General features: G+C 66.3%; 13 protein-coding genes. 8 read left to right on the top strand and 5 right to left on the bottom strand.

Translation table 11 applies throughout. The features are described 5' to 3' along the window. The first annotated feature begins 91 nt into the window (after positions 1-91). The 3 genes from mobF to ACQUSW_RS02405 all read left to right on the top strand — a co-directional run bounded on the left by mobF (position 92) and on the right by ACQUSW_RS02405 (position 6,146). Positions 92-3,628, top strand: coding sequence for a MobF family relaxase (mobF, locus tag ACQUSW_RS02415; protein WP_428931258.1), 3,537 nt, complete (start codon positions 92-94; stop codon positions 3,626-3,628). Between the two features lie 159 nt (positions 3,629-3,787). Then, entirely contained in the window at positions 3,788-5,302 is a 1,515-nt protein-coding gene (locus ACQUSW_RS02410; protein WP_428930667.1) for an Abi family protein, read from the top strand. Between the two features lie 184 nt (positions 5,303-5,486). Beyond that, positions 5,487-6,146 carry a hypothetical protein gene (locus ACQUSW_RS02405; RefSeq protein ID WP_188700228.1) on the top strand — a complete coding sequence of 220 codons (660 nt, stop codon included), beginning with the start codon at positions 5,487-5,489 and terminating at the stop codon, positions 6,144-6,146. Here ACQUSW_RS02405 and ACQUSW_RS02400 read toward each other — a convergent pair. Further along, entirely contained in the window at positions 6,143-7,132 is a 990-nt protein-coding gene (locus ACQUSW_RS02400) for a DNA-processing protein DprA (protein WP_428930666.1), read from the bottom strand. The genes ACQUSW_RS02405 and ACQUSW_RS02400 overlap by 4 nt on opposite strands. A gap of 107 nt (positions 7,133-7,239) precedes the next feature. On the opposite strand from ACQUSW_RS02400, the gene ACQUSW_RS02395 reads away from it, so the two are divergent. The 5 genes from ACQUSW_RS02395 (at position 7,240) to ACQUSW_RS02375 (ending at position 11,548) form a co-directional block, all read left to right on the top strand. Continuing rightward, positions 7,240-7,662 (top strand): LexA family protein, encoded by a 423-nt coding sequence (locus ACQUSW_RS02395; protein ID WP_308423399.1) that lies wholly within the window; start codon positions 7,240-7,242, stop codon positions 7,660-7,662. A gap of 48 nt (positions 7,663-7,710) precedes the next feature. Then, positions 7,711-8,004: a Y-family DNA polymerase gene (locus tag ACQUSW_RS02390; RefSeq protein WP_428930665.1), complete on the top strand. Its 294-nt coding sequence runs from the start codon at positions 7,711-7,713 to the stop codon at positions 8,002-8,004. A gap of 201 nt (positions 8,005-8,205) precedes the next feature. Then, positions 8,206-9,261 carry a tyrosine-type recombinase/integrase gene (locus ACQUSW_RS02385; protein WP_428931257.1) on the top strand — a complete coding sequence of 352 codons (1,056 nt, stop codon included), beginning with the start codon at positions 8,206-8,208 and terminating at the stop codon, positions 9,259-9,261. Continuing rightward, complete coding sequence (locus ACQUSW_RS02380) at positions 9,251-9,586, top strand: helix-turn-helix domain-containing protein (protein ID WP_017828522.1); 336 nt, start codon at positions 9,251-9,253, stop codon at positions 9,584-9,586. Before ACQUSW_RS02385 ends, ACQUSW_RS02380 begins: the two co-directional genes overlap by 11 nt. Positions 9,587-10,270: 684 nt before the next feature. Beyond that, positions 10,271-11,548, top strand: coding sequence for a hypothetical protein (locus ACQUSW_RS02375; protein WP_231579237.1), 1,278 nt, complete (start codon positions 10,271-10,273; stop codon positions 11,546-11,548). A 30-nt stretch (positions 11,549-11,578) separates the two neighbouring features. Here ACQUSW_RS02375 and ACQUSW_RS02370 read toward each other — a convergent pair whose 3' ends face one another. Genes ACQUSW_RS02370 through cmtR form a run of 4 tightly spaced genes read right to left on the bottom strand, consistent with a single transcriptional unit; the run spans position 11,579 to position 14,707 of the window. Further along, positions 11,579-11,887 (bottom strand): hypothetical protein, encoded by a 309-nt coding sequence (locus ACQUSW_RS02370; protein WP_045263231.1) that lies wholly within the window; start codon positions 11,885-11,887, stop codon positions 11,579-11,581. Next, positions 11,884-12,447, bottom strand: a complete 564-nt coding sequence (gene lspA, locus ACQUSW_RS02365) for a signal peptidase II (protein ID WP_045263232.1) — start codon at positions 12,445-12,447, stop codon at positions 11,884-11,886. Before lspA ends, ACQUSW_RS02370 begins: the two co-directional genes overlap by 4 nt. Further along, entirely contained in the window at positions 12,444-14,351 is a 1,908-nt protein-coding gene (locus ACQUSW_RS02360) for a heavy metal translocating P-type ATPase (protein ID WP_428930664.1), read from the bottom strand. Before ACQUSW_RS02360 ends, lspA begins: the two co-directional genes overlap by 4 nt. Continuing rightward, positions 14,339-14,707 carry a Cd(II)/Pb(II)-sensing metalloregulatory transcriptional regulator CmtR gene (gene cmtR, locus ACQUSW_RS02355; RefSeq protein ID WP_428930663.1) on the bottom strand — a complete coding sequence of 123 codons (369 nt, stop codon included), beginning with the start codon at positions 14,705-14,707 and terminating at the stop codon, positions 14,339-14,341. The genes ACQUSW_RS02360 and cmtR overlap by 13 nt, the downstream gene beginning before the upstream one ends. Between the last annotated feature and the right edge of the window lie 106 nt (positions 14,708-14,813).

The following is a 14,813-nucleotide window of genomic DNA, read 5'->3' as shown; positions in this document are numbered from 1 at the left end:
TTGAGCCACCACGCGTCTGGCAGATCGAGGACGCCGGGCGCGGCCGCGCACCTCCTTCCTAACGGGAGGAGGTGCTGCGGTGACCGTTTCGATGCGAGTCATGTCCGCTGGCGACGGCTACAAGTACCTCCTGCGCACCGTCGCCACCGGCGACGTCGACCGTTCCCTCTCCACCCCACTGACCCGCTACTACAACGCCGAAGGCACCCCTCCCGGACGCTGGATGGGCGCAGGCCTCCCAACCCTCGGCAACGGCACCCTCGTCGAGGGCTCCGCGGTGTCGGAGGCGCAGCTTCAACTCCTCATCGGCATGGGCCGCGACCCCCTCACCGGCCAGCCCCTCGGCCGCGCATACCCCGTCTACAAGAACCCGGATGAGCGCGTCGCCGACCGCGTCAACGCGCTCGAACCGAGCCTCAGCCTGCAGGAGAAGGCCACCGCGATCACCCAGATCGAGGCCGAGGAGGCCACGAAGTCGCCGCGGCGTGCGGTGGCGGGATTCGACTTCACGTTCTCGGTTCCGAAGTCCGCGAGCGTGCTCTGGGCCGTTGCTGACGCACGTACCCAGCAGATCATCGCTGATGCTCACCACGCTGCGGTTGCGGAGATGCTCGCGTACATGGAGCGCGAGGTTGCAACAACGAGGACCGGTGCAACTGCGGGCGACGGCGCGGTTGCACAAGTCGACGTCCGCGGACTCATTGCAACCGCCTACGATCACTTCGACTCGCGTGCCGGTGATCCACATCTGCACACGCACGTGGTGATCAGCAACAAGGTGCAGACGGTGCTGGATGGCAAGTGGCGCTCGCTCGACTCCCGCCCGATGCACGCCGCTACCGTCGCGATCTCCGAGATGCACGAGGCTGTGTTCGCCGACCACCTCACCCGTGCCCTCGGTCTCGCCTGGGAGACCCGCGAGCGCGGCAAGGACCGCAACCCCGCATGGGCGATCGCCTCCGTACCCGAGGCATTGACGGCGGAGTTCTCGTCTCGGTCGCGGATGATCGATGAGGAGAAGGATCGCCTCATCGCCGACTACGTCGCCACCCACGGGCACCAGCCCACGGCCCGCACGATCATCCGCCTGCGCGCGCAAGCAACACTGTCCACACGTCCGGAGAAGACGCTGCATTCCTTGGCCGAGCTGACGGCGGTGTGGCGTGCACGCGCGAGCAAGCTCCTCGGCCGTGACGCGACGGCCTGGGCTGCCGATGCAATCCCAGCCGAGGAACCGCTCCTGCTCCGCGCGGACGACGTGCCACTGGACGTGGTCAAGTCAATCGCTGCGCGCGTAGTCGAGGTGGTGAGTGAGAAGCGGACGACGTGGCGGCGTTGGAATCTCACCGCTGAAGCTGCCCGTCAAACCAAGGGTTACCGCTTCACCAGCTTCGAAGATCGCCAGGCCGTTACCGAGTTGATCGCTGATGCTGCCGAGCACGCCTCCCTGCGGCTTACGCCGGTAGAGCTGGCGTCCTCTCCGCTCGCGTTCCGTCGTGAGGATGGGACGTCGGTGTTTCGGCCGAAGCACTCGACGATCTACACCTCAACAGAGCTCATTGAAGCCGAAGACCGGCTGCTCGACCACTCCCGCGCGTTCACCGCGCCCACGGTCACCGTGAACACGGTTGCACGCGTGTTGCAGCACCCGCGCCGAGGCGAGCACGCTCTCGGAGAGGATCAGGCCGCCGCGCTCACCTCGATCGCAGCCTCGGGCCGAGTGCTTGATCTCCTCGTGGGGCCGGCTGGAGCGGGCAAGACGACCGCGATGCGCGCCCTGCGCACCGCGTGGGAAGCCGAGCGCGGTAAGGGCTCCGTCGTCGGCCTCGCACCGTCCGCTGGTGCGGCCGAAGTCCTTGCGATGGATCTCGGGATCGCGACGGAGAACACTGCGAAGTGGTGGCAGAACCACCTCACCCACGGCGACACCTTCCGTCCCGGCCAGCTCGTCATCCTTGACGAGGCCTCTTTGGCCGGAACGCACACGTTGGATCGGATCACCGGGCTCGCAGCCGAGGCAGGCGCGAAGGTGCTGTTGGTCGGCGACTGGGCGCAGTTGCAGTCCGTCGACGCGGGCGGCGCATTCGGGCTCCTCGCACACGCTCGCGAGGACGTGCCCCAGCTCACCGACGTGCACCGCTTCACCCACGACTGGGAGAAGCACGCCTCCCTCCAGCTCCGCCACGGCAACACCGAGATCATCGACACCTACGCCGAGCACGACCGCATCACAGACGGCGACACCGAGCAGATGATCGACGACGCCTACACCGCGTGGAAGGCTGACCGCGTCGCAGGGCTCGCGTCGATCCTGATCTCCGACTCCAACGAGTCCGTCACCGCCCTCAACGAGCGCGCCCGCACCGACCTCATTCTCGACGGCGTCGTCGGAGGCCCGCGGGAGGCGCTGCTTCGCGATGAGGCCCGTGCGGCGGCTGGGGACACGATCATCACGCGCAAGAACGACCGCCGTCTCACTGCCGGGCACGGGTGGGTTCGCAACGGCGACCGTTGGACGGTTCTCGACGTTCGCACTGACGGGTCGCTTCTCGTGAAGCGCGCCGGTGCCGAGCGGGGCTCGAAGGTGGTGCTGCCTGCTGAGTATGTGGCCGAGCACGTTGACCTCGGCTACGCGGTGACCTCGTACCGTGCGCAGGGCGTCACCGTCGATACCGCCCATGTGCTCGTGGATGCGTCGATGACGCGGGAGAACCTCTACGTCGCCATGACCCGCGGACGCCAGCTCAACCAGGCCTACGTCTCCGTCGATCGGCCCGATGACGCGCACGAGATGGCTCACCCCGCTGACAACGACGCAGCCACCGGCCGCAGCGTCCTCTACGGAGTACTCCAGCATCAGGGCGGCGAGCTCTCGGCACATGAGACGCTCACGGTTGAGCAGGAGCGCTGGGGCACGATCGCTCAGCTCGCAGCCGAATACGACACCCTCGCAGCCGCCGCCCAACACGACCGCTGGACAGACCTCATCCGCCATTCCGGCCTCACCGACACCGAAGCCGAGTCCGCACTCAGTTCGGATGCGTTCGGACCGCTCACCGCGGAGCTGCGCCGAGCCGAAGCCCACAGCCACGACCTCGATTCCCTGGTGCCGCGGCTGGTGGCGGCACGACAGTTCGATGATGCCGACGACATCGCCGCCGTCCTGCGCTACCGCCTCGCCGCCGCGACCAGCAGATACACGGGCTCCGGCCGCGCACGCACCACGCCGCGATTGATCGCCGGGCTCATCCCCGAAGTAACCGGGCCGATGCCCGAAGACATGCGGCGAGCTCTGACTGAGCGTCGGGAGTTGATCGAGATGCGGGCCGACGCAGTACTCGATCGCGGATTGGGCAACAGCGAGGGCTGGGTCGCCTGGCTCGGGTCGGTGCCGTCTGATCCACGGCGACTCGCGGCATGGCGGCGTTCGGCCAGGGTCGTTGCTGCGTACCGTGACCGCTACCGGGTCGAGGTAGATGCGACTCTTGGTGCTCCGGCGGAGTCGACGTCGCAGAAGCGCGACCGTGCCGCAGCCGAGGCGGCGTTGAAGGCGGCGCAGAGCGTGGCGCGGAAGCCGTGGCAGGAGCCGCCGTTGCGTCAGCGCGAGGCTCCTGGTCTTCGGCTCTGACGCTTCCTGAGTGTTGTCTTCACTGCGCTTGACCGGATGACGAGGGTCGCATAAAGTAGGGGTCAATACGACAGGCTCGCTTCTCTAAATGAGACGCGGGTCTGTTCTCTTTTAGTCGAGGTACTCCAACGTGGCACGCCTCGTGAGGATACCGAGTGCATGCAGAATCTGGACAGCTCCTACGCGAAACCCTTTCTGTCGATCCCTGCCCAGATCCGGCGGCTGCGCACGCGCGGCATGGACTGCGGCTCGGACGAATTCGCCACAGCCGTGCTGGAGCGGTACGGATACTACAGGCTGTCCGGCTACTGGCATCCCTACCGCCAGTTCCAGCCCGCACCTGCACCGGCGCTGAACGATGAAGGTCGCGAGAACCGCCTCGATACCTTCCGCCCCGGAGCCAAGCTGGCACAGGTGGTCTCGATCTACGATTTCGACCAGCAGTTGCGTACCAGGTTGAGCGCCTTGCTGAGCCAGTTGGAGATCTCGTTACGGTTCTTCATCGGCCACCGACTCGGTGCGATCGACCTGTTCGCGCATCGCAAGCCCGAAGTCCTCGGAGCGCTCCGCCCTGCTGAAGCGGATAAAGCACCAGAACCAACGACGACATACACCGACTGGCTCGATGAATACGAACGGCACGAGTCCCGAGCCCGAGACGAGTTCGTGCTGCACTTCCGCGGAAAGTATGGGCCGCACTTGCCCATCTGGGTTGCGACCGAGGTGATGTCGTTCGGTGTCCTCAGCAATCTCTACACGTTGATGCCGCAGCTCGACCAAGAGATCCTTGCAGCCCGATTCCAGGTGAATACCGCGGACGGGAAGGGAGACCGCGGTGCGTTCTCGAACTGGCTCAACGCGCTCCGCGTGGTCAGGAACATCTGCGCCCACTACGGCCGCGTGTGGAACCGCGTCTTCGACGTCATCATCGACACTCCCGGAGACACCCGCAACGACGACCAGCACCTGCTCCATCAGCTCGGAACAAGCACCGTGTCGAATCGTCTCTACGGTGTCCTGTCGATCCTGCGCTACCTCATCCTGAGCATCGCGCCCGATGACCGGAGCGTGCTCGATGTGGTGGAGTTCATCACGAGCCAGGCCCAGCAGATCGGTTTCCGCCTCCACCAGCTCGGTTTCCCAGAAAGATGGGAGAACGAGAAGCTGTGGGACCCGAGCTTCAGGTTGGACTCGCGACCAATGAAGGCGGCAAGTCTTCTCGACCAGGCGAAGTCCCTGACAACGGCTCAAGTGCGCGCTTCGCTGACCGGGGCAGAAGTACTTCCTGAGAAGCTCTCGAATGATGAGCGCAAGAACGAGCTGGCCCACAAGGCGGCTCGCTACCAACTGCTACGGACCTACCTCCGCTACGGCTGTCTCATCGAGATCGACCTCGGCAAGACCAAGCACTATCCTCAGTTCCAGTTCCGTGACGGCAAGATGATCGACGCCGTCGGCGATACCAACCAGCAGCTCACCCGCAGAGCCAACGGTGCGGAGAAAACAGCCCTGGCACAGGCGCTCATCACTTGGTGGCAGACACCCAACCCAGACCTACCGGTATCGTCCAACGGCCAAGCCACGTCTCCGGAACAGTTGCTTGAGCGCGTCACGGAAGGCAAGTTCCGGGAAGCCGTCGATCGTGTGAACGCCACAGACACATTCATTCTCTGACCGTCGCCCTCACCTCAAGCGCTGCGCGTGATCCCAACGTCGCTTCGAGGCAGCCAGCTCCAGTAGGCTGACAGCAATACGACAGGCTCGCTTCTCTAGATGAGACGCGAGCCTGTTCTCTCCCGGCCGACCGATGTTTATTCGTTTCGATCGTCAACGGGCGATCGCGATGAAGGAGGTCAACATGTCGACGGTGATTGACGTGTATCCGTCTTCAGCGCATGTGCCGACGTTCAAGCAGTTCGCCGACACGGTGCAGGCAGTCTTGATCGAACACCGGGCCGACCCGCACTTGGCGGAGATCGTCGGCGGCGTCTCAGACGCGGAACTACGGCCTCACATCGAGCGTGTCATGGAAATGCCCGGCGGGAAGCACTGGGCCAGGTTCGACGACGAGACAGAGACCCTCGACTTTCGTGGCGACGATTACGGGTGGCTGTCGTTCCCCGTCATCGAGTACGCCTTCGACTTCTACTTCGATGATGATGTCAACGAGTTCGAAGATCTCCCGCACACGGCCGTGATCGCTGAGTACGCTGAGCGGGCAGCCCTCATCGGCAGCCTGCAGGGGTTCCCGTTCGAGAAGACCGCACGGATCGAACATTCCTGGTTCTTGCGTATGCAGGCAGCGCAGCCTCTGCAGACTCGGATTCTGGCCGGGTACGTGGCAGTGGCGCTCGCGCGTCTCACCGAGGGGTTCCTCTACTCCGACGATGGCGGTATCGACTACGACCGCGCCCCGGCAGACCCAGCCACGTTCCTCTCCTGGTACCCAGAGTGGATTACACACGACATGCTCGGACCGTCCACTGACGATCCGAGCATGAAGAAGGAGCAGCGTTAGAGAGAACGTTGCTGCGGGGTCTCCCGCGTCGCTGATGCCGAAGGGGACCCGAAGTACGGAAGCTGGCGGGTGAACTGGCCATGCTCGATGAGGTCCCTCACGTCGGCCGCGTTGGTCACGAGCTGAGCGCGGCCCTGCTGAAGGAGCAAGTTCGCGCCCGTGCTCGCAGCGCTCGTAATCGGCCCCGGTACCGCGCCCACCGTCCGCCCCAGGTCGCGGGCCTCGACCGCGGTACAGATCGATCCGGAACGGGCACCTGCCTCGACGATGACCGTGGTTTCGGAGAATGCCGCGAGCAGGCGTGAACGGTCGAGGAACCGCTGCCGGGTCGGTGCGACACCGGGCGCATGTTCGGAGACGACGACGCCGTTCTGTCTGATCCGCTCGAACAGATCCGCATGCCCCGACGGGTAGGTCCGGTCCACGCCGGAGGCGAGCACCGCGATCGTGCCACCGCCGGCAGCCAGCGCGCCCCGATGGGCGGTGCCTTCGATCCCGTACGCGCCACCGGAGACGACCGTGTATCCCGCATAGGCAAGCTCGCCCGCCATTGACCGTGCCGCTTCCTCGCCGTAGCCGGTCGCGGCCCGCACACCATCGAACGTGACCATCGTCCGGACACCGCCCGCGAGCTGGTCAATGTTTCCGTGTGCCCAGAGGCCATAGGGCGAGCGACTGCCGAGGTCGCCCAGTTGCACGGGCCACTCCGCGTCAAGCGGCGTGATGAACGAGTACTGCTCGCCTTCGGCAAGGCGATACGCGATGGTCTCTGCGCTTGCTCGGATTCGTGCTTGCTCGCGCCAGACGGCCGCCTGTACCTCGTCCACGCCGGGGATCTCGGCGTCGTTCTGGATGAATGCGACGGTGTCGACTGCGCCGACGCGTGCGATGAGGTTCCCGGTCGGGACGTCGTTCGGTGTGCCCACGATGGTGAGCACCATGCGAGCTGATCGCTCGTCCTTGGCGAGATCAGTGAGAGTGGGCATGAGCGGGGCTCCTTCGTGGTCGACGATCACCCCACAGGTGCACCCGTGCTTCCTCGGCTACTGAGAGCGCTTCCATTCTTCGAAGATGTGTTCGATACGATGTGTGCGTGCAACATCCTCAGTCCCTGGCCTTCGCGCCCACGCTCACCCTGCCGGTCGCTCCCGAGGTGGCCCAGTGCGGGTTCCCGTCGCCGGCGCAGGACTATCCCACCGAAGAGCTCGACCTCACCGCGCGCCTCATCCGCGACCGCGTCGCCACCTACATTTGGAAGGCTGCCGGCCACTCGATGGAACCCGTCGTGCCCGATGGTTCCATGCTCATCGTCGACCGCGGCATCGCGCCGGCACCGGGGCGGATCGTCGTCGCGATCGTCGACGGCGAGTACACCGTCAAGCGTCTCCATGTCGACAACGACGGCCGAGTCACGCTCCAGGCGGAGAACCCCGAGTATCCGGACATCGAGCTGCCCGAGCTGAGCGAGATGACGATCTGGGGCGTCGTGACCTACATCATCAGCCCCGCGACTTGACCCGGCCGGCCCGCTTCAAATGTCGGACGTCGCTTCTACCGTGAGGGGGTGCCTGAGCCCCGTTCCATTGCGCTGATCGACGCCGAGAGTTTCTACGCGTCCTGCGAGGCCGCGTTCGATCCGAAGCTGCGCGGCAAACCCATCGTGGTGCTCTCCAACAACGATGGGTGCGTCGTCGCTGCGAACACGCTCGCGAAGCGCATCGACCCGGACATCATGTTCAAGCCCTACTTCCAGATCAAGAACTGGGCACGCGCCAAAGGCGTCGCCGTCAGGTCCTCCAACTACGAGGTCTACGGCGCGGTCTCCAACCGGATCTCCAACCATCGACTGTTGCAGTGAATGCAACTGTCTACACCTGCTGGCGAGGACTACTGGGATTTCTCAGGCCTTGATGCTCCGACCGTATCAGCGGAATGTCGGGAATCTGTCCGTTCGGCTTGACTCGGTGATGCACCCTGTCGTACTTTGTTGCATCTAATGAAAGATTTTGGTGGTTCTCCTGCGTCTCTTCGACTGCTCACGTCGGCGTCGAACATCGCGTTGGCGAACCCGGAGCAGCAGGTCTTCGACGCGATGGTGGAGGGGTGGCGCAGCCAGCAGCGTTCTCGTGGGTTGCGTGACCAGACCATCCAAAATCGACTGGCAACTGTCACGCGGTTTCGCGACTTCGTCGACAAGCCGCCTTGGAAGTGGACCGTCGCAGACGTCGATGAGTTCACTGCCGATTCGATGGGCCGGGTTCGAGCGTTGTCGACGCTGCGGAACAACCACGGTTCAATCCATGGATTCTGCGAGTACCTGACGAGCCCGTTGTATGACTGGATGGAGATCTGCGAGCGAGAGTTCGGGGAGATTCCGTCGCAGGTGTGCTTGCCGTGGAACACCGTCGCGCATCGGTTCGAGTTCGAGGGGGATGGAAAGCGTCGCCCGTTGACCTATGACGAGGTGGAGCGTCTCTTCGACACGGCTGATGCGCGCGTTGAGGCGCTGGTCGGGTCAGGCCGGAAAGGGGCGCTCGGCGCGCTACGCGATGCGCAGTTGTTGAAGACGGTCTACGCGTTCGGGTTGCGGCGCACAGAAGCGGTGATGCTCGACACGGTTGACTTGCACTACAACGCGAAGATGCGGCAGTGGGGCCGCTATGGCGCGATTCACGTGCGGTGGGCGAAGGCCGCGGGAGGTGGCGCGCCACGACGACGGACCGTGCTGTTGGTGCCGGAGTTCGATTGGTGGGTGACGGGTATGGAGCAGTGGGTGGAGCAGGCGCGCGATCGTTTCGCCCCGGGCAGTGATCTTGACGCGCTGTGGGTGACGGAGCGCCGCACCCGGCTGTCGGCCGGCTATCTCGACCGGCGGTTCGCGGAGCTGCGGGACGAGGCCGGCTTGTCGAAGGCCCTGACGCTGCACAGCCTCCGGCATTCGTACGTGACGCACCTGCTCGAGTTCGGCTACGCCGACCGATTCGTCCAGGAGCAGGTCGGGCACATGCATGCTTCGACGACCTCGATCTACGCCTCCGTCAGCTCGGACTTCAAGAACCGGGTACTCGCGGACGCGTTGAAGGCCCTCATCGAAGGAGAAGCAGATGACCGTTGAGCTCGAGACCGCATGGAACCTCCGCAGCGTGATGGCCTCGCGCGGGATCTTCCAGACCTCCAAGCTGAAGCCGTTGCTCGAGGAGCGGGGCGTCGACCTGTCCCGGGAACAGGTGTACCGACTGGTGACGCAAGCACCGCAGCGGGTTCGCATCGACGTGCTCGCCGCGCTGTGCGACGCGTTGGAGTGCTCGCTCGACGACCTCGTGCAGGTCACCCGCCGGGAGGCTGCGGCCCCGGTCGCGGTGGGTGAAGAGGCGACGCGGGGTGCGATCGGCGATCTGCGGCCCGTGCGGGCCACGATCCGTCGCCCGCGCTCGAAGTAGGCCGCGGTGGCGAAGCCTCCGCAGGAGCCCAGGGTTGCTGAGGTCGCCGGGCTCGTCCACGCGATCGCGCCGGAGATCCCGGTGGAGCGCCTTGTTGAGATCGTGGCTGAAGTCGCACCCGTGCCGCTCACCCAACGGCGTCTCGAACTCGCACTCCTCAAACAACCTGGAGTCCTCGAAGGGCGACACCGGAACGTACCGGTGACGGTGCAGGATCTGGCCCACGCTCTCGTGAACGAGGGGGCCGGGCAGGTCGTCTTGCCGACATGCGATTCCTGTGGACGTGCCGTTCGGATGCCTCACAAGACGCCGAGCGGCGGTCGCCACTGCTCGCGCTGTGAACGGAATGCCCGATCGGTCGCGTGCGCCGGCTGCGGACGAGTTCAGCCCGTGCAGCGCACCGTCGACGGGCAACGGTTCTGCCGGGACTGCTGGCGAGCCGATCCGCGGTCGTTCGGAGACTGCTCGCGATGCGGGCAGCACGCCACGATTATCGTCCGTCGCCCCGCGCTCGTCTGTCTCGCGTGCTACACCGCGCCGGTCAAGATGTGCGAGCTCTGCGGGGAACCGGGTCGCGTAGCGACGCACCTGGACGGCCGACGGGTCTGCGCCCGCTGCTACTACGCGATGCGACGCCCCCAGCCGTGCCCGGAGTGCGGGCGGAAAGTGTTCCTCACTGGCTTCATGAACGGGCACAAGGTCTGCGCCGAGTGCGCAGGAGCTCCCGTCACGATGGCCTGCCCCGGATGCGGGACGATCGAAGAGGTGCGCAAGCACCGGCTATGCGTGGAATGCCGGCGACCCATCGCCATCCAGCAACTGCTTGCTGACGACAGCGGAGAGATCCGCCCCGAGCTGCACCCGCTCGCGGAGTATCTGGTGACGCACCACGGCAGTGCGATCTCCCTCGAGCGGTGGCTGCACAAGAGCCGCTGCGCGGTCGTCCTCCGCGAGCTCGCCGATGGCACGCTGGCCCTCACCGCGGACGCGATCATGACCAGAGCGCAAGCCGGGCAATCCGTGGCATTCCTGCTCTCGCTCCTCATCCGCTCAGGCGTGCTGCCCGATTTCGACATCCAAGCGGCGAGGTTCGAGCACTGGTTCCAACGGTGGCTTCCCACCGTCCCCCATCCCGAAGACCGGCTCCTCCTAAGGCGGTACTGCAGCTGGGAGCTGCTGCCGTCGGGAAGATCGCTCAGGGGCAGGCCGGAAACGGCCGTCCGATCCGGCTCCACCTATCAGAAGGTGCGGGCGGCGCTGAAGCAGTGCGCGGCCCTCCTGCAGCAGATCCGCACGAGCGGCGAAACGCTGACGACATACCCGCAGCGATCGCTCGACGGCTTCCTCACCGGTTCGCCCTCACAACGGGACGCCCTCGCGCCGTTCACCAGGTGGCTGCGACGGCACCGCCTGAGCCGCCTCCGGGTCGAGTTCCGCAGTCATCGCCTCGAAGGGCGCGACTACGCCGCCGACCATCGGTGGACGATGGCGCGCGCGTTCATCACGCGAGACGACATGGATCCCGTGACGCGAGTCAGTGGATTGCTCGTCCTGTTCTACGGACTCCACCTGACCCGCATCGCCGCGATCACCCGTGCACAGGTCGATGCGACCGTGCGCCCCATGACGCTGACGGTCGGAACCGAACCGATCGAGCTGCCCGAAGTCCTCGCCGAAGCAATGGTCCAGCTGCTCGACGGCAACCGCTCCGACACTTGGCTCTTCCCGGGCAGGAACCCCGGCCGGCCACTCACCCCCGGACCACTCAGCCGTCGACTCCGCAAAGAAGGGCTCCTCGCCGGCAGCGCCCGTGTCACCGCGCTGATGGACCTCACTCGTCAGTTGCATCCTCGGATTGTGTCCGACCTGCTCGGGATCACGCCTTCATCAGCTGCCGCCTGGGCGCGACTGTCCGGAGGCGAGTGGTCGGAGTACCCAGCCCTGCGCTCAACACCGACCTAAGCGTCCCATAAGCTCGCCCCCTCTCACTGCTCACGCGGTTCGTGAGCTCAACGCCGCTTCGATCTGCTCCTGACGGGGAGCTCCGGCGAACCCGCCCTCCGTCGCGTAGACCCGGCACGCCAGCGAGCGAACCGGTGTCGTCGGGAACAGGTCGACGCCGTCGACGAGGACCGTGGGTGAGCCTCCGAACCTGGTGTTCGCCGCCTCGGCCTCGCTGTGGATCGTGACCAGCTCGACGGGCACGTCCGTGAGTCCCAGCGAGTCCAGCGCGGCGCGCGCGTGCTGCTCGGCGACGGCGGTGTTCGGGCAGTCGACGATGTGCAGCAGTTCGACCTTCATGAAGCGGGCTCCGTTCGGTCGGTTTCGGCTGTCGTGCGAGGAGTCGGTAGGAGCAGGTTCACGCAGACCAGCCCGACGCCGGCGACGACGAAGACGTCGGCGACGTTCCCAACGAACAGGTTTCCGTAGGCGAGGAAGTCGGTGACGTGCCCCTGCCCGAACGAGGGTGGATTCACGAGCCGGTCGATGAGGTTGCCGACCGCGCCACCGAGGACCATGCCCAGCGCGACGCCCCACCGGGCACCGCGCAGCCGCACGGCGAAAACGACCACCATCACGGCAGCGAGCAGGCCGACGGTCGTGAAGATCCAGGTGGCCCCGGAGCCAAGCGAGAACGCGGCCCCGGGGTTGAAGACCAGCGACAATCCGAACAGGTCGCCGAGCAGTGGCATCCGCTCGCCCGGCGTCAACTGCGCCACGGCGAGGGCCTTCGACCCTTGGTCCACGGCCAGGGCAAGAACGGCCACGATGAGCGCAAGGCCGAGGGCACGTCTGCCCCCTGCCGATGGGTTGTGCTCCTGCGTGCTGGTCCCTTCGACGGCGGCGTCCTGCGCGGTCACGCGACGCTCTTCCGAGTCCGGGCGGCGCGCAGGCCGTTGAGGATCACGACGACCTCTGCGATCTCGTGCACCAGCACCACGGCTGCGAGGCCGAGGACGCCGAACAAAGCGAGCGGCAGCAGCGCGGTGATGATCAGCAAGGACAGGATGATGTTCTGGTTGATGATGCGCCGTCCGCGTCGAGCGTGGTCGAACGCGCGCGGCAGCAGCCGCAGGTCGTGGCCGGTGAACGCCACGTCGGCGGACTCGATCGCGGCATCTGACCCGGTCGCGCCCATCGCGATGCCGATGTCCGCCGCCGCGAGGGCCGGGGCGTCGTTGATGCCGTCGCCGATCATCGCGACCTGCCCGTTCTTGCCGAGTTCGCCGATCGCAGCGGCCTTGTCCTCCGGGCGCAGCTCGGCGCGCACGTCCTCGATCCCGGCCTGCGCGGCGAGGGCGCGGGCGGTGCGGGCGTTGTCACCGGTGAGCATCGTCACGCCGATGCCCTGGGACGCGAGAGTGCGGACGACCTCGGGGACCTCGGGGCGCAGCTCGTCGCGGACGCCGATCGCAGCGACAGGCGAACCGTCGCGGTGCACGATCACGACCGTCATGCCCTGCTCCTCCAGGACTGCCACCTGGTCGCCGAGCGTCCCGGCGTCCAGCCAGCGGGGACTGCCGACGGTGATCCGCGCGCCGTCGAGCTTGCCTTCGATGCCGTGCCCGGCCTGCTCGGTCACGGCATCGGCCGCAGGGGCATCCGGCGCGGCGGCGGTGATCGCTGCCGCGAGGGGGTGGGTGCTGTGCTGCTCGAGCGCGGCGGCCCAGGCCAGCGCCTGCGCCTCGGTGATCCCGTCGGCGGTGAGCACGGCTGTGACGGCCGGTTCGTTGCGGGTGAGGGTGCCGGTCTTGTCGACGGCGATGTGGCGGATCACGCCGAAGCGTTCGAACACGGCACCGGACTTGATGATCACGCCGAACTTGCTCGCCGATCCGATCGCGGCGACCACGGTCAGCGGGACCGAGATCGCCAGCGCGCACGGCGACGCGGCCACGAGGACGACGAGGGCGCGGGTGATCCACAGCTCGGGGTCGCCGAACAGCGAACCGATCACGGCGACCAGGACGGCGAGGATCAGCACGCCGGGCACGAGGGGGCGGGCGATGCGGTCGGCGAGGCGGGCGCGGTCGCCCTTCTCCGCCTGCGCCTGCTCGACCAGGTCGACGATGGTGGTGAGCGAGTTGTCGGTGCCCGCTGCGGTCGTCTCGACTTCCAGCGCTCCCGCGGTGTTGATCGCGCCGGCCGAGACCGTGTCCCCGGGCTCGACCTCCACCGGGATCGACTCACCGGTGATCGCGGAGGTGTCCAGGCTGGAGCGCCCCGTCCGGACGACGCCGTCGGTCGCGATCCGCTCGCCCGGCCGCACCAGCATCAGCTGACCGACAACGAGGTCTTTCGCGGCGACCTCCACTGAGGATCCGTCCTGGCGGATGGTCGCGGTCTCCGGGACGAGCTTGAGCAGCGCCCGCAGTCCACCGCGGGCGCGGTCCATCGCCTTGTCTTCCAGTGCCTCGGCGATCGAGTAGAGGAACGCCAGCGCGGCGGCTTCTTCGACGTAGCCGAGGATGACCGCGCCGATCGCGCTGATCGTCATCAGGAGACTGATGCTCAGTTTGCCCTTGAACAGCTTCCGGATCGCGCCCGGCGTGAACGTCGACGCGCCCAGCAGCAGACCAATCCAGAACGCCACCAGCGCCGGGATCTCCAGCCCGGACCACTCCAGGACGAGACCGGTCAGGAATGCGACGCCGGAGAAGACCGGGACCATGATCCCGCGGTCGGTCCACCAGGGGCCGTCGTGGTCGTCATCGTCATCGTCCAGTTCGACGCCTTCCACCTGGGACTTCGTCACATCACACATGCGCTCGCTCCGACTCCGCAGCAGCCCGGCACAGTGCAGTCGGCATCGACGCACGGCGCGCTCTCGTCCACAGCGAGCGTCACATCCACCAGCGTGGTCAGTGCCGCCGCGAGGTGCGGGTCGGCGATCTCGTAGCGCGTCTGTCGCCCCTCCGGCTCGGCGACCACGATGCCGCAGTCGCGCAGGCAGGTCAGATGGTTCGAGACGTTCGAGCGGGTCAGTTCCAGCTCGCGCGAGAGCACGGCTGGGTAGCTGGGGCCGTCAAGCAGGGTCATCAGGATGCGGGAGCGCGTCGGGTCGGCCATGGCCCGGCCGAGCCGGTTCATAACGTCGAGGCGTGAAGCAATGGTCAGCATGCACTGATCATACAGTGCTGACTGAACTAACCCCAAGGCTAATAGTGCACCCTGCGACATTCGGCCCTACCAGTACGCTCTTGGGACGATACTCCGCCTGGCAAAC

The sequence above is a fragment of the Microbacterium luticellae genome (assembly GCF_050408645.1).
In the GTDB taxonomy this organism is placed as follows: Bacteria; Actinomycetota; Actinomycetes; order Actinomycetales; family Microbacteriaceae; genus Microbacterium.
Note: the sequence above shows the minus strand (reverse complement) of the source record. Positions and strands in the feature narration are given on the sequence as shown.

Coding starts and splice junctions, on each gene's coding strand:
- mobF (WP_428931258.1), top strand. CDS start 92: ATGCGAGTCATGTCCGCTGGCGACGGCTACAAGTACCTCCTGCGCACC.
- ACQUSW_RS02410 (WP_428930667.1), top strand. CDS start 3,788: ATGCAGAATCTGGACAGCTCCTACGCGAAACCCTTTCTGTCGATCCCT.
- ACQUSW_RS02405 (WP_188700228.1), top strand. CDS start 5,487: ATGTCGACGGTGATTGACGTGTATCCGTCTTCAGCGCATGTGCCGACG.
- ACQUSW_RS02400 (WP_428930666.1), bottom strand. CDS start 7,132: ATGCCCACTCTCACTGATCTCGCCAAGGACGAGCGATCAGCTCGCATG.
- ACQUSW_RS02380 (WP_017828522.1), top strand. CDS start 9,251: ATGACCGTTGAGCTCGAGACCGCATGGAACCTCCGCAGCGTGATGGCC.
- ACQUSW_RS02375 (WP_231579237.1), top strand. CDS start 10,271: ATGAACGGGCACAAGGTCTGCGCCGAGTGCGCAGGAGCTCCCGTCACG.
- ACQUSW_RS02370 (WP_045263231.1), bottom strand. CDS start 11,887: ATGAAGGTCGAACTGCTGCACATCGTCGACTGCCCGAACACCGCCGTC.
- ACQUSW_RS02360 (WP_428930664.1), bottom strand. CDS start 14,351: ATGTGTGATGTGACGAAGTCCCAGGTGGAAGGCGTCGAACTGGACGAT.
- cmtR (WP_428930663.1), bottom strand. CDS start 14,707: ATGCTGACCATTGCTTCACGCCTCGACGTTATGAACCGGCTCGGCCGG.